Annotated in this window: 13 protein-coding genes; 2 read left to right on the forward strand and 11 right to left on the reverse strand. The window is 72.5% G+C overall.

The genetic code is table 11. From position 1 onward, the window contains the following. Positions 1-16 precede the first annotated feature (16 nt). The 5 genes from aspS to SMD20_RS13795 form a co-directional block, all read right to left on the reverse strand. A complete protein-coding gene (aspS, locus tag SMD20_RS13775; RefSeq protein ID WP_329580106.1) occupies positions 17-1,279 on the reverse strand; it encodes an aspartate--tRNA(Asn) ligase in 1,263 nt (420 codons plus the stop codon). A 335-nt stretch (positions 1,280-1,614) separates the two neighbouring features. After that, entirely contained in the window at positions 1,615-3,006 is a 1,392-nt protein-coding gene (gene der / locus SMD20_RS13780; protein ID WP_329580108.1) for a ribosome biogenesis GTPase Der, read from the reverse strand. 42 nt (positions 3,007-3,048) lie between these two features. Continuing rightward, a complete protein-coding gene (gene cmk / locus SMD20_RS13785; protein WP_329580110.1) occupies positions 3,049-3,705 on the reverse strand; it encodes a (d)CMP kinase in 657 nt (218 codons plus the stop codon). A 52-nt stretch (positions 3,706-3,757) separates the two neighbouring features. Beyond that, positions 3,758-5,119, reverse strand: a complete 1,362-nt coding sequence (locus SMD20_RS13790) for a carotenoid oxygenase family protein (protein WP_329580113.1) — start codon at positions 5,117-5,119, stop codon at positions 3,758-3,760. After that, complete coding sequence (locus SMD20_RS13795; protein ID WP_329580117.1) at positions 5,116-6,054, reverse strand: TetR/AcrR family transcriptional regulator; 939 nt, start codon at positions 6,052-6,054, stop codon at positions 5,116-5,118. Before SMD20_RS13795 ends, SMD20_RS13790 begins: the two co-directional genes overlap by 4 nt. 118 nt (positions 6,055-6,172) lie before the next feature. Between SMD20_RS13795 and SMD20_RS13800 the strand changes: the two genes are divergently transcribed. Further along, on the forward strand, positions 6,173-7,018 hold the full coding sequence (locus SMD20_RS13800; protein ID WP_329580120.1) for a glycosyltransferase family 2 protein: 846 nt from the start codon (positions 6,173-6,175) through the stop codon (positions 7,016-7,018). 50 nt (positions 7,019-7,068) lie between these two features. After that, positions 7,069-7,263, forward strand: a complete 195-nt coding sequence (locus SMD20_RS13805) for a DUF2795 domain-containing protein (protein WP_091075802.1) — start codon at positions 7,069-7,071, stop codon at positions 7,261-7,263. A 94-nt stretch (positions 7,264-7,357) separates the two neighbouring features. Here SMD20_RS13805 and SMD20_RS13810 read toward each other — a convergent pair whose 3' ends face one another. The 6 genes from SMD20_RS13810 to SMD20_RS13835 all read right to left on the reverse strand — a co-directional run bounded on the left by SMD20_RS13810 (position 7,358) and on the right by SMD20_RS13835 (position 13,881). Continuing rightward, positions 7,358-8,446, reverse strand: coding sequence for a prephenate dehydrogenase (locus SMD20_RS13810; protein ID WP_329580126.1), 1,089 nt, complete (start codon positions 8,444-8,446; stop codon positions 7,358-7,360). Between the two features lie 39 nt (positions 8,447-8,485). Further along, on the reverse strand, positions 8,486-8,845 hold the full coding sequence (gene aroH / locus SMD20_RS13815) for a chorismate mutase (RefSeq protein WP_329580128.1): 360 nt from the start codon (positions 8,843-8,845) through the stop codon (positions 8,486-8,488). Positions 8,846-8,920: 75 nt separating this feature from the next. Continuing rightward, positions 8,921-10,960 (reverse strand): pseudouridine synthase, encoded by a 2,040-nt coding sequence (locus SMD20_RS13820; RefSeq protein WP_329580130.1) that lies wholly within the window; start codon positions 10,958-10,960, stop codon positions 8,921-8,923. Further along, positions 10,957-11,640: an SMC-Scp complex subunit ScpB gene (gene scpB, locus SMD20_RS13825; protein ID WP_442942478.1), complete on the reverse strand. Its 684-nt coding sequence runs from the start codon at positions 11,638-11,640 to the stop codon at positions 10,957-10,959. The genes SMD20_RS13820 and scpB overlap by 4 nt, the downstream gene beginning before the upstream one ends. Positions 11,641-12,121: 481 nt before the next feature. Then, positions 12,122-12,943: a segregation and condensation protein A gene (locus SMD20_RS13830; RefSeq protein WP_329580132.1), complete on the reverse strand. Its 822-nt coding sequence runs from the start codon at positions 12,941-12,943 to the stop codon at positions 12,122-12,124. Then, positions 12,940-13,881 (reverse strand): ParA family protein, encoded by a 942-nt coding sequence (locus SMD20_RS13835; protein WP_329580135.1) that lies wholly within the window; start codon positions 13,879-13,881, stop codon positions 12,940-12,942. Before SMD20_RS13835 ends, SMD20_RS13830 begins: the two co-directional genes overlap by 4 nt. Positions 13,882-13,920: the final 39 nt, after the last annotated feature.

Consider the following 13,920-nt stretch of genomic DNA (forward strand, 5'->3'; position numbering starts at 1 on the left):
GGGGCCGGCGCGCCGGTCAGGGCGACAGGCGGTGGAGGTCGCGGGGGAAGGCGGTGGTCTCGCGGATGTTGGCCGCGCCCGTCAGCCGGGCCGTCCAGCGTTCCAGGCCCAGCGCGAACCCGCCGTGCGGCGGCATGCCGTACCTGAACGCCTGCAGATACCCCTCGTACGGCTCCACCGGCTCCCCGCGGGCGGCCAGCGCCGCCGTGTAGTCCTCGTACCGGTGCAGCCGTTGCCCGCCCGTCACCAGCTCCAGCCCGCGGAACAGCAGGTCGAAGCCGTTGGAGTAGGCGGGCCTCGCGGGGTCGGGGTGGGTGTAGAACGGCCGTTTGGCCATGGGGTAGCCGGTGACGAACAGGAACTCCGACCCGTGCTCCCGCAGCGCCCACTCCGACAGCCACCGCTCCTGCGCCGGGTCCAGGTCCGGCTCGCCCGAGGAGGTGAGCCGCTGCGCCTCGGTGAAGTGCACAGTCGGGATCTCGGCGGGCACGTCGGGCAGCGTCAGGCCGAGCAGTTCGACGGCCGGCGCGGCGCGGCGGCGCACCGACGCCAGCATGCCCGCCACGGCCTCGCGGAGCACGGCCATGACGTCCCGGTGGTCGGCGACGAAGCCCAGCTCGGCGTCCAGGCTGGTGTACTGGGCCAGGTGCCGCGCGGTGTCGTGCGGCTCGGCGCGGAAGACGGGCCCGACCTCGTAGACCCGCTCGAACACCCCCACCATCGTCTGCTTGTAGAACTGCGGCGACTGGGCGAGGTAGGCGCGCCGCCCGAAGTAGTCGATGCCGAAGACGTTCGCCCCGGACTCGGTGGCCGAGGCGACGATCTTCGGGGTGTGGATCTCGGTGAAGCCGAGCCGGTCGAGCGTCTCGCGGAACCCGGCCACGCTCGCCGCCGAGATCTCCAGCGGCGCCCGCAGCCGGGGGTGGCGGAGCGCGACCGGCGCGTGGTCGAGCACGGTCGGCAGCGCGGCGGGCACCACCGGCCGGTAGAGGTCGAACGGCGGCGGCGCGCCCGGCTCGGCCAGCACTTCGATCTCCGGCTCGGTCAGCTCGACGCCGCCGGGCGCCTGCGGCCGGGCGGTCACGGTGCCGGTGACCCGGACCACGCTCTCCTCCCCCGGCAGGCCGCTCCCGGTGACCACCTGGGCCAGGCCGGTGCGGTCGCGTACCACAAGGAAGGACACGGATTTCAGGTGCCGGCGGCGATGGACCCAGCCGGCGATCGTCACTCGTCGTCCGGTGTGCTCGGCGAGCTCAGCGGACAGGATACGAGAGATCATCACAGCTCCTCTGCAGGATGTGCGTGATCCCTTGGGAGTGCGGGGGAGAAGGGAACTCCCGGTGCCACCGCACTTTCGCCGCCCCGCCGGAGCGGCGCGGCCTCGAAGAGGACCCGATGACGGAGGTCAGGCCGGCGGGGCATTTCCTCCCCGCACTCAGGAGTGTCTTCGCCGTGGGGCTCGGGGCCGCCTTCACAGCTTCCGGCGGCTCTCTGGACCCGAGCGGGGCCGCGGCTACTCGGCTCCCTCAACGTGTTGCCGATCACTTTACGGCTGCGCGGGCCTCCGGGGCAAAGCGAGCGGGCGCTCCCGGTCTCCGGAAGCGCCCGCGCCCGTCACTTGTCCTTCTTGGGACGCTTTTCCCTGATCTTCATGGTGACCTCGATGGGCGAGCCCGCGAAGCCGAACTCCTCGCGGATGCGCCGCTCGATGAAGCGCCGGTAGGTGTCCTCCAGCCAGCCGGAGGTGAACAGCACGAACTTCGGCGGCTCGGTCGACGCCTGCGTGGCGAAGAGGATCTTCGGCTGCTTGCCGCCCCGCACCGGCGGCGGCGTCTGCTGCACCAGCTCGGTCAGGAACGCGTTGAGCCGCGCCGTCGGCACCCGCGTGGACCACGAGTCGAGCGCCTTCTCCAGCGCCGGGACCAGCCGGTCGACGTGCCGCCCGGTCTTGGCGGAGATGTTGACCCGCAGCGCCCACGGGGTGCGGACGAGCTGCCGGTCGATCTCCTTCTCCAGGTAGTAGCGGCGGTCCTCGTCGACGAGGTCCCACTTGTTGAAGGCGACCACCATGGCCCGCCCGGACTCGATGACCAGGCCGATGATGCGCAGATCCTGCTCGGTGAGCGTCTCGCTGGCGTCGATCAGCACGATCGCCACCTCCGAGCGCTCCAGGGCGGCGCGGGTGCGCATGGCGGCGTAGAAGTCGGCGCCCTGCAGCTCGCGGTCGCGCCTGCGGATGCCGGCGGTGTCGATGAAACGCCAGGTGCGCCCGCCCAGCTCGACCAGCTCGTCCACCGGGTCGCGGGTGGTGCCCGCCATCGGGTCGACCAGCACCCGCTCCTCGCCGGCGAGCTTGTTGAGCAGCGAGGACTTGCCGACGTTGGGCTTGCCGAGCAGCGCGATCCTGGCCGGGCCGCGCTCGGTCTCGAACGTGACGCGCGGCGTGTCGGGCAGCGCGTCGAGCACCACGTCGAGCAGGTCGCCGCTGGAGCGGCCGTGCAGGGCCGAGACGGGGTAGGGCTCGCCGAGGCCGAGCGCCCACAGCGCGGCGGCCTCGAGTTCGAGCTGCTGGTTGTCGACCTTGTTGGCGGCCAGCACGACCGGCTTGCCGGACTGGCGCAGCACAGCGCCCACGATCTCGTCGGCGTCGGTCGCGCCCACGGTGGCGTCCACCACGAACACGATCACGTCGGCCAGCTCGACGGCGACCTGCGCCTGCTCGGCGATGCGCAGGCCCATGCCGGTGGCGTCGGGGTCCCAGCCGCCGGTGTCGACGACGGTGAAGCGGCGGCCACGCCAGTTGGCCTCGTAGGTGACGCGGTCGCGGGTGACGCCCGGCACGTCCTCGACGACCGCCTCGCGGCGGCCGATGATGCGGTTGACCAGCGTGGACTTGCCGACGTTCGGGCGTCCTACGATGGCGACGACGGGCAGCGGAGCGCTGTCGCCGTGCTCGGTGATCTCAAGGTCGTCGAGCTCTGCCTCGACCCAGTCCCCCGTTGACACGATATTTCGTCCTTTGTGTGAGTACCGCGCCTGACATGGTCATCAGGCGCGCTCCTTGACCAGCCTCAGCACCTCCGCGATCACCTCGTCGAGGCTGAGCGCGGTGGTGTCGAGCTCGACGGCGCCATCCGCCATCGAGAGTGGGTCGGTCTTCCTCGTCGAGTCCAGGGTGTCACGCCTGGCCAACGCCTCCTGCTGTGCCTCGACCGTCGTGCCCGCCAGCTCGGCGGAACGCCTGCGGGCACGCGCCTCCGCGCTCGCCGTCAGGTAGATCTTGACGGGGGCGTCGGGGCAGACGACGGAGCCGATGTCGCGGCCCTCGACGACGATGCCACCGGCGCCGATGGCCTCCCGCTGGAGTGCGACCAGCCGCACCCGCACCTCGGGGACGGCGGCCACGACGGAGACCGCGCCGGTCACCTCGGCCTCCCTGATCGGCCCGCCGACGTCGACGCCGTCGACGTGGATGGCGGGCGCGTCGGGGTCGGTGGCGCAGACGATGCCCGGCTCGCCGCTGCGGGCCGCGATCGCGGCCGGATCGGCGAGGTCGACGCCCTGCTGGAGCATCCACCAGGTCATCGCGCGGTACATGGCCCCGGTGTCGAGGTAGCGCAGGCCCAGCGCGCGGGCGACCCCGCGCGACACGCTCGACTTGCCCGACCCCGAAGGTCCGTCCATGGCGACGACCAGACCGGTCACGGCCTCTCCCTCTTCACGTGTGTCCCGACCTGAAGAGGCTACCGCGTCCGGCTCAGTCGGCGATCCAGCTCCCGTGGAAGCCGAGCGGGACGCGGGCGGGAAGGTGCACGGTGGCGACCGGCTCGCCGGTGAAGTCGCGGGCCGAGACGATCACGAGGTCGGCCGCTCCCCTGTCCGGGTCGTTGACCAGCGTCATCACGTAGCCGTCGTCCTCGGCCTCGCCCTCGGGGACGAAGACCGGCTCGCCGACGTACGCCCCCCGCCCGAACTGCCGCGCCTCCTGCGTGCCGCGGACCAGGTCGTGCTTGATGAGGGTGTTGTCGAACGCCTCGTCCGGCAGGTCCTCCAGCCCCGTGTCGTGCGGGCTGACGATGTCGTTCAGCTCGCGGGCGGCGGCGGTGTAGCCGTAGCGGTGGGGCAGGCCGGTGCGCCGCTCGTCGATGCGCGGGAACTCCTGCGAGCGGTCGTCCAGCCGGGTCTGGGAGACCTTGCCGGAGGCCGGGTCGATGCGCCAGCGGTCGAGGGTGGGCGCGCCGCCGGCGTCGAGCCGGGCGTCCACGAACCTCTTGGGGTAGCGGATCACGTCCACCACCACCTCGTCGCCGTCGTCATAGGCGTTGACCGTGTGGAAGACCCAGCACGGCTCCACGTCGAACCAGCGCGTCTCGCCGCCGGCGCGGGGCAGCAGGCCGACGCGGGCGCCGTGGGCCTCGTTCCAGGCGTACGGCAGCGGCGTGCCCTTCTGGGCGTGCTCCATGCTGAACGTGACCGGCAGGTCGTAGAGGACGACAAAGCGCTCGGTGAGCGCGAAGTCGTGCAGCATCGGCGCGTCGGCGATCGGGATGTCGCGCACCTGCCGCACCGTGCCGTCGGGGCCGAGGACGAGGTGCTGGTGGTGGTCCCAGCCGAAGAAGTACGCCACCGCGTGCAGCTCGCCGGTGACCGGGTCGGCGTGGGTGTGGGCGGCGAACCCGCCCGGCAGGCCGCCGCCGAAGTCGCAGCTGCCGATCGTCTCCAGCTCGTAGCTCAGCTCGTACGGCAGCGCGCCCGCCTCCACGGTCGCGAACGTGCGCCCGGCCAGCCCGATGACGTGCGTGTTGGGGGCGAAGTCCATGCCCGCGTGCACGGGTCCCGGCCGGACCGGCTCGCCGAGCCTGCGGGCGACGTCCGCGCTGCGTACCCATCGGTTGCGGTACCACTCGGCGCGGCCGTCGCGCAGCCGCACCCCGTGCACCATGCCTTCGCCGAGGAACAGGTGGGAGGCGTGCGGGTCGTCGAGGCTGAGCGGGTTTGGGCCGTTGCGCAGGAAACGGCCGTTGAACACGGCCGGGATGCGGCCGGTCACCTCCAGGTCGAAGGCGGTGATCTCCTCGGTCACGGGTGCGAAGCCGTCCCTGAACGGGGTGGTGGTCATGACGCGGTCCTCTCCACGGACTCCTCGTACGGCAGTTCGCGATATGCGCCGCCCGGCTCACCGGCAGGCTCGTCGTCGGGCAGGTCGGGCGGCAGCAGGAAGGGGGCGAGCACGGCGGAGTACAGGGCGCGGTAGCGCCGGGCGGCCTCGGGCGCCGCGAAGAAACCGGTGATCTCCAGGCTGACGGCACCGTGGACGGCCATCCAGAGCAGGTCGGCGATCTCCCTGGCGGTGCCGCCGCGCAGCAGGCCCTGTTCCAGGCAGGCCCGTACGGCGTGGACGAGCAGCTCGAACGAACGCCGCGCGGCCGCCACCGCCTCGGGCCCCGGACTGAACCCGGGCACCGCGCCCTGGAACATGACCCGGTAGTAGTCGGGCTCGGCGAGCGCGTAGTCACGGTAGGCGTCGAGCCCGGCCCGCAGCGCGGCCAAGGGATCGGCCGGCAGCGGATCGGTCAAGGAGCCGGCGCGAGGGTCGGCCAGCGAGTCGGCGAGAGGCTGGGCGCCGGCGAGCCCCTCGCCACGCTCACTTTCTGGCGCGCCAAGGAGCCGCCCCTCGCTACCCTCGCCCTCGGACGCGCCAAGGAGCCGCCCCTCGCTGCGCTCGCCCTCGGACGCGGCGAGGAGCCGCTGCTCCCCGTGCTCGCCCTCGGACGTGACGTGCAGTCGCCGCTCCCCTCGCGCGCTCTTCGGCGCGGCGCGGAGCCGGCGCTCGAACCGGGCGAACCCCTCCAGCCACAGCGCCTCGACCAGCCCGTCCTTGCCGCCGAACAGCGTGTAGATGACCTTCGTGGAGCAGCCGGCCTCGCCCGCGATGCGCCGGACGGTGAGCGCGCCCGGCCCTTCGGTGACGAGCAGGTGCGTGGCGGTGTCGAGGATCGCCGTCCGGACGACGTCCTGCCCTTCTCGCTGGGCCTGCTGGTACGCGGTCGCCATGCTCGGTAACGCCGTTTCTTCTCGGTAACGTTGTTACCGTCCTTTGTACGCCCTCCCCCCCGTTCCATCAACCCGTTATTGCGGGACTAAGGGGGTTTCAGCAGGTAAGTGCTCTGATGTGAGTGAAGCCCGGGTCACGGTCGTGGTGGCCAGCAAGGACAGGTTGCGAGCGCTGGCCCGCTCGCTCCCCCGGCACCCGCGTCCGGTGATCCTCGTCGACAACGGCTCGACCGACGGGACGGCGGGCTTCGTCCGCAAACACTTCCCCGACGTCCAGATGGTCGAGGCGGGCGAGAACCTGGGGGCGCCCGCCCGCAACGTCGGCGTACGCCTGGCGGAGACGCCCTACGTGGCCTTCGCCGACGACGACTCCTGGTGGACGCCGGGAGCGCTGGCACGGGCGGCCGACGTGCTGGACGCCCACCCCCGGCTGGCCGTCCTGGGGGCGCGCGTGCTCGTGGGCCCCGAGGAGCGGCTGGACCCGGTGTCGGAGCAGATGGCGCACTCGCCGCTCGGCACCGAGCCGGACCTGCCGGGGCCGAGCGTGCTGGGGTTCCTGGCGTGCGGCGCCGTGGTGCGGCGGGAGGCGTTCTTGGAGGCGGGCGGGTTCGACGACGTGATCTTCTTCTTCGGCGAGGAGGAACGGCTGGCGGTGGACCTGGCGGCGCGCGGATGGGGCCTGGCGTACGTGGACGACGTCGTGGCCCACCACCACCCGTCACCGTCCAGGGATCCCCGGGGGCGGCAGGTGCTGGCCGCGCGCAACTCCGTACTCACGGCGGTGCTGCGCCGTCCGTGGACGGTGGTGGCCCGCCGGCTCCTCGCCGCGCTGCGCCGGGGGCCGACGGGCTGGGAGGGGCTGCGCACGGCCGTACCCCGCCTGCCGCGAGCCCTGGCCGCCCGCCGCGCCCTCCCTCCGGCCGTGGAACGCGACCGCCGCCTGCTGGAACGCGCCGGCGGCTGACTTCGAGGCACCCGCTGTTACCTCTCGCGTACGACGGGCAGCAGGCCGACATGAGTACAGCACCGAACCCGATCCAGCTCCAGAAGCACCTGAGCGGCGTGGACTACCCCGCCAGCAAGGACGACCTGGTCCGGGCCGCCCGTGACCACGGCGCGGACGACGACATCGTCAAGGCTCTGGAGAACATGCCGGACCGCGAGTACGACGGCCCCAACGCCGTCAGCCAGGCGGTCACCAAGAAGTGACCGAGCGGTGATCAACGTGCGCGGTGGGCCGCCGACACCCGCCGCGCACCCCACCGGGGCACCGGCGCGTCAGGGAACGCGCCAGGCAACCGCGTCAGGGAAGCTGCCAGCCCCGGTCGCGCAGCGCCTCGACGAGCGGGACCGCGGCGTCGGGCTGCACGGACAGCTCGGCGATGCCCAGCGGCAACCCGGGCGCGTGCTCCAGCCGGACGTCCTCGACGTTGACCCCGACCTCATCGCACACCTGGAACAACCGGGCGAGCTGACCGGGACGGTCGCCGATGACCACCTGGACCACCGCGTACGCCGAGGCGGGCCCGCCGTGCTTGCCCGGGATGCGGTCGTGCCCGACGACACCCCGCTTGAGCAGCTGGGTGATGTCCTGCATGGCGGTGCCGTCGCCGCCGGCCAGGGCACGCAGCGCGCCGGCGGCCTCGGTGAGGTCCCGCGCGACGGCCTCCAGCACCTCGGCGACCGGGGCCGCGTTGCCGGACAGGATGCCGAGCCACAGGCCGGGGTCGCTGCCGGCGATCCTGGTGACGTCCCTGACGCCCTGACCGGCCAGGCCGAGCGCGACGTCCGTGGTGTCGGCCAGGCGCGCGGCCACGGCCGAGGCGGTGACGTGTGGCGCGTGGGAGACGACGGCCACGGCACGGTCGTGCTCGACCGCGCCGACCTCGACCGGGTTGGCCCCGCACAGCTCGACCAGCCGCAGCACGGCGGCCTTCGCCTCGGGACCGGCCTCCTCGGTGGGGCACAGCGCCCACGGGCGGCCCAGGAACAGGTCCTCGCGGGCGGCGCCGGGGCCGCTCCGCTCCCGCCCCGCGAGCGGGTGCGAGGCGACGTAGGACGTCAGGTCACAGCCGAGCTGCCGGGCCCGGTCGATGGGCTCCGCCTTGACGCTGGCCACGTCGGTGTAGAAGCGCGCGGCGTCGTGCCGCTGCAGCTCCAGCAGCTCGCTCGCCACGAACGCCGGGGGCACCGCGATCACCGCCAGGTCCACGCCCTCCTCGGGCGGGTCCTCCGGCGTCCACTCCTCGCCCGCGCCGAGCTCGCGCGCCAGCCGTACGGCGCCCGGGTCGCGGTCGGCGAGCAGGACCCGCACGCCGTGCCTGCGCAGCGCCAGCGCGGTGCTGGTGCCGATGAGGCCGGTGCCGACGACGAGCACGGTGCGTAGTTCCATCTGGATGTCCTGGTGTGTCGGGCCGCCCCTGATCGGGGCCTATTGGGCGATGTCCTGGCGGAGGGCCACGGCACCCCGCAGATAGACGTGGTGGATCTCCGAACGTGGGCGATCGGTCTCGATGTGGGCCATGAGGCGTACGACGCGGGGCAGCGCGCCCGGCACGTCGATCTCGGTGCAGCAGATCAGCGGCACCTCGTGGAAGCCCAGCTTGCGCGCCGCGAGCGCGGGGAACTCCGCCGTCAGGTCGGGCGTGGCAGTGAACAGCACGCTGATCACGTCGTCCGTGGTCAGCCGGTTGCGCTCCATGAGCACGCTGACCAGCTCGGTCGTGCCCTCGATGATCGAGTCACGATCGTCGGCGTCCACCTGGATCGCCCCGCGGACCGCCCGCACCATGTGGTTCGTCCCCTTCTGACAAGCGGGAGAGCCCGTGCGGGACAAAGCACGCACGGGCTCCTGCGTTCGGACAGATTACAGCTTCACGGCCGCGTACAGCTCGCCGACCTCTTTCAGGCTCAGCGCGCGGATGGTGCCGGGCTTGGTACGGCCCAGCTTCACCGGGCCGAACTCGATCCTGGCCAGGTCGATGACCCGGTGCCCGGCCTCCTCCAGCATCCGCCTGACGACGTGCTTGCGCCCCTCGTGCAGGACGATCTCGACCAGCGCCTGCTGGGCGTGCTCCTGAACGATGGCGAAGCTGTCGGCCCTGGCGAGGCCGTCCTCCAGCTCGATGCCCTGCTTGAGCCGGCGCCCGAGGTCCCTCGGGATCGGGCCGGGCACCTTCGCCCAGTACTTCTTCTGCACGCCGTAGCTGGGGTGGGTGAGCCGGTTGGCCAGTTCGCCGTCGTTGGTGAGCAGCAGCAGGCCCTCGGTCTCGGTGTCGAGCCGGCCCACGTGGAACAGCCGCGGCGCCAGCTCCTGGACGTAGTCGGCCAGGCACGGGCGGCCCTGCGGGTCCTCCATGGTGGACACGACGCCGATGGGCTTGTTGAGCGCGTAGTAGACCAGGTCGGGGGCCGTCGGGATGCGCTTGCCGTCCACGTGGATGACTTGCTTGGCGGGGTCGACCTTGGCGCCGAAGCGGCGTACGACCTGGCCGTTCACCGTGACGCGGCCCTCGCCGATCATCTCCTCGCACGCCCTGCGGCTGGCCACGCCCGCCTGCGCGAGCACCTTCTGCAGCCGGACGCCGTCCGGGACCTCGGTGGTGTCGCGCTCGTCGGTGTAGCCCTCGGGGAACAGGTCGCGGTCGCGGATGGGCTGGCGGGCCGCCTTGATCCGGGCCTGCTGGGGGCTGCCGGGGCCCTTGCGGTCACCGGACGCGCCGCCTCCCGGCCCGCCGGTCCTGCCGGCCCTGCCGATGGTCTGGACGTCGTCACGCCTGCCGCCACGGGCGGTCGCCCGGGCGACGCCCCGGGGGGCGTCGCCGTCACGCCTGCCGTAGCGGGAACGCGTCGATCCCGCCTCGCGGGGCGCGCCCTGCTCGGAACGTCCTCCGCTCCGGTCGGAACGGAAACCTCCCCGGTCATCCCGACGCTCGCCACGGTCCGAACGGTAACCACCCCGGTCGGAACGCCCACCGAACCCGTCGGCACGGCCCTCAGAACGGCCGGCGAACCGGTCGGAACGACCCTCGGAACGGCCACCGAACCCGTCTGCACGGCCATCGGAACGGCCGGCGAACCGGTCGGAACGGCCTTCAGAGCGGCCGGCGAACCGGTCGGAACGACTCTCGGAACGGTCGCCGAAGCGGTCGGCACCGCGGTCGGAACGGTCGCCGAAGCGATCCGTGCGACGCTCGGGACGATCAAAGGAGCGGTCGGTGCGGCGCTCGGGGCGGTCGGAGCGGTAGCCGCCGCGGTTCCCGTCGCGGTCGCGGTCCCAGCTCCGGTTGCCGCCCCGGTCACCGGTCCGGTCACCAGGCCTGGCGCTGGACCGGTCGCGGTCCCAGCCGCGGTCGCGATCGCCCCGGGGGCCGCCGAAGCCTTCGCCGCGCGGGCGCTCGGCGCGTGGGCTACGGCCGTACCTGTCGGAGCGGTCGTCGCGGGCGGGCCTGTCGTCGCGGTCGCCTCGCGACCAGGAGCCGCGCTCCCGGTCACCGCCGCGGTCGCCGCCGGCGTAACCGCCGTCTCGGGGGTTTCGGTCATCACGGGGGTAGCGGCCCTCGCTCGCGCCGTCACGTCCGCCGTACCGGGCGCGGGAACCCCCGCGGTCGGCGCGGAGGGAGTCGCGCGAAGGGCGGCTGTCGCTCACGGAGCCGCGGTCGCCGCGGTCGCCGCGGTCACTGCCGTAGGAGCGGTCACGGCCGTACGAACGGTCGCGGTCGCCGGACGACCTACCGCGGTCGCGGTCGCCGTAGGACCGGTCGCCGGACGGCCGGCCGCCGGATCCGCGGTCGTCGCGGTCCGCGCGGAAGGCGGGACGCCCGCCACGGCCGGCACTACGGTCCGAGCCGCCGGTGCGTCCACGACCGCGTCCATCACCGGACGGGGTGCTTCGCCTGTTGATCACTTTGTTGTCTCCTCGAGGTTCTCCACGTCGTCGGGGAGGAAGGGCGCGAGCTCGGGGAGCTCGCTCAGGTCCCGCAGTCCCAGACGTTCAAGGAAGTATGAGCTTGTCCGGTAGAGCACTGCCTGGCTCTCCGGGTCGGTGCCGGCCTCCTCGACCAGCCCCCTGGCGACGAGCGTCCGCATGACGCCGTCGCTGTTGACGCCGCGTACGGCGGCGACACGGGCGCGGCTCACCGGTTGCCGGTAGGCCACGACCGCGAGAGTTTCCAGCGCGGCCTGGGTCAGCCGTGACTGCTGGCCGTCGCGGACGAACCGCTCGACCAGCGCGGCGCAGTCGGCGCGCGTGTAGAACCGCCAGCCGCCTGCGACCTCTCTCAGATCGAAACCCCGCCCGGAGGCGGTGTATTCCGCCGAGAGCCCGCGCAGCGCGGCGGCGACCTCGTGGGTGGGGCGCTCCAGCACCTGCGCCAGGGTCACCTCGGCGACGGGCTCGTCGACCACCAGCAGGATAGCCTCCAGAGCCGCCTGCAGCGTCGGCCCTTCTGTCCTCTGCTGCTCCTCGGCCTGGTCACCGGTGCCGAAATCCGCCGCGCCGGGTGAGGCTACGACCCCAGTGCGGGGCGAAGGCGCGGGAGTGGAGGACGGCTCCGGGCCCAGAGGCCCTCGCGCTTCTTCGGACATGGGCGCCCCGGCGTCGCGCGGCGTCCCACGCTCTGCCGATGCCGGACCGGGGTGGGGATCCGGCTCGGGAGCGGGATCAGGGGCCGACGTCGGGAATGCGCTGTCCGGGGAGTGCGGCGCCTCCGCCGGACGCGGCACGTCGGCGGGCTCGGACGCCTCCGCCGGCCGCGGCGCCTTTGCCGGCTCGGGCACCTCTGGCAGCTCAGGGGCGTCCGCGAACCCGGACACCTCCACCGGCTGAGGCTCGTCAGCAGGCTCGGGCACCTCCTGCGGCTGAGGCTCGTCGGCAGGTTCGGGCACCTCCTGCGGCTCAACGGCGTCCGCAGGCTCGGAAACCTCGATCGGCCGAGGTGCGTCGGCAGGCTCGGAGACCTCCGTGGGCTGGGGTGCATCGGCCGAAGTGTCTGCCGATTGGGCCAGGGAGCCCGGGAGGGTCATCCAGGCGGGCAGCGGGTGGCGGGGGTCGGAGGGGTTGGGGCTGTCAGTCATTGCGTGGCTTCTCCGCGGATTCCTCGTAGTCGTCCCCCACCGCCACATCCCCCTCATCGGCCCCGGTCCAGGTGACGTGCAGGTCGCCCAGCGGCTCGATCTGCTCGAAGGTCACCGCCGCCTCCCTGAACAGCTCCAGCACGGCCAGGAACCGCGCGATGACCTCGAAGGTCCCCGCGCAGTCGGCGACGAGCGCGCGGAAAGTGGCCCGGCGCATCCGCCGCAGGTGCGAGACGAGGATCGCGGCCTGCTCCTTGACGCTGGCCAGCGGCTCGTAGATGTGCCCGATGCCGACGGTGGGCGGCGCCTTGGGCGTGAAGGCCCGTGCCGCGATCCTGGCGAGTTGCTCGGGCCCGACGCCGAGCACCAGCTCGGGCAGCAGGTTCGCGAACTGGGGCTCCATCTGCACCGTACGCGGGAAGCGCAGCGCCTCCTCCGCCATGAGCCCGGAGAAGACCTTCGCGACCTCTTTGTACGCCTTGTACTGCAGCAACCGCGCGAACAGCAGGTCCCTGGCCTCCAGCAGCGCCAGGTCCTCCTCGTCCTCGACCTCCCCGGAGGGCAGCAGCCGGGCCGCCTTCAGGTCGAGCAGCGTGGCCGCGACCAGCAGGAAGTGGCTGGTCTGGTCGAGGTCCCACTCGGGGCCCCGGGAGCGGATGTAGGCGATGAACTCGTCGGTGACCTTGGAGAGCGAGACCTCGGTGATGTCCAGCTTGTGCTTGGCGATGAGGCCGAGGAGCAGATCGAAGGGCCCTTCGAAGACGTCCAGGTGGACCTGGAAGCCCTGGGGGTCGGTCTGCTCGGCGGTGGTCACCTGGCCATTGTGGCAGGTGCCGGCCAGCGCGAGAGCACTTCGCGGGCCAGCTCGCGATAGGCGTTGGCGCCCAGCGAGGAGGGGTCGAACGTGGTGATCGGCTCACCGGCCACGGTCGCGTCGGGGAAGCGCACCGTGCGGTTGATGACCGTGTGGAACACCTTGTCGCCGAACGCCTCGACCACGCGGGCCAGCACCTCGCGGCCGTGCAGGGTGCGGGCGTCGTACATGGTGGCGAGCAGGCCCTCGATCTCGAGGTCCTCGTTGAGGCGCTCCTGGACCTTGGAGATGGTGTCCATGAGCAGCGCGACGCCGCGCAGGGCGAAGAACTCGCACTCCAGCGGCACCATGACGCCGTGGGCGCAGGTCAGCGCGTTGATGGTGAGCAGGCCGAGCGACGGCTGGCAGTCGATGAGGCAGACGTCGTAGTGCGGCAGCAGCGGCTTGATGACGCGGCCGAGCACCTGCTCGCGGGCCACCTCGGTGACGAGCTGGACCTCGGCGGCGGACAGGTCGATGTTGCTGGGCAGCAGGTCGAGGCCCTCGACGCCGGTCTGCAGCAGCACCTCCTCGGCGGTGACGCCGCGCTCCATGAGGAGGTTGTAGACGGTCAGGTCGAGCTGGAGCGGGTTGATGCCCAGGCCGACGGAGAGCGCGCCCTGGGGGTCGAAGTCGACCAGCAGCACCTTGAGGCCGCATTCGACGAGGGCGGCGCCCAGGTTGATGGTGGTCGTGGTCTTACCGACCCCGCCCTTCTGATTGACCATCGCGACGACGCGCGCCGGGCCGTGCACGGCGGGTGGCACCGGCTCGGGGAACACCGGCCGTGGCCGCTGCGTGGGCCCCAGATTGACGCCGTTGGAAGGCGTGTTGGTCTTCGTGTCGCCCCAGGGGTTGTCGGGGGTCCCCGGGGTCGAACCCTTGGTCGTCACAGTCACCAGCTCGAACCTCCCTGACGGTCCCGAACCGGACCGTCC

It is taken from the genome of Nonomuraea sp. LP-02 (genome assembly GCF_036289125.1).
Lineage (GTDB): Bacteria > Actinomycetota > Actinomycetes > Streptosporangiales > Streptosporangiaceae > Nonomuraea > Nonomuraea bangladeshensis.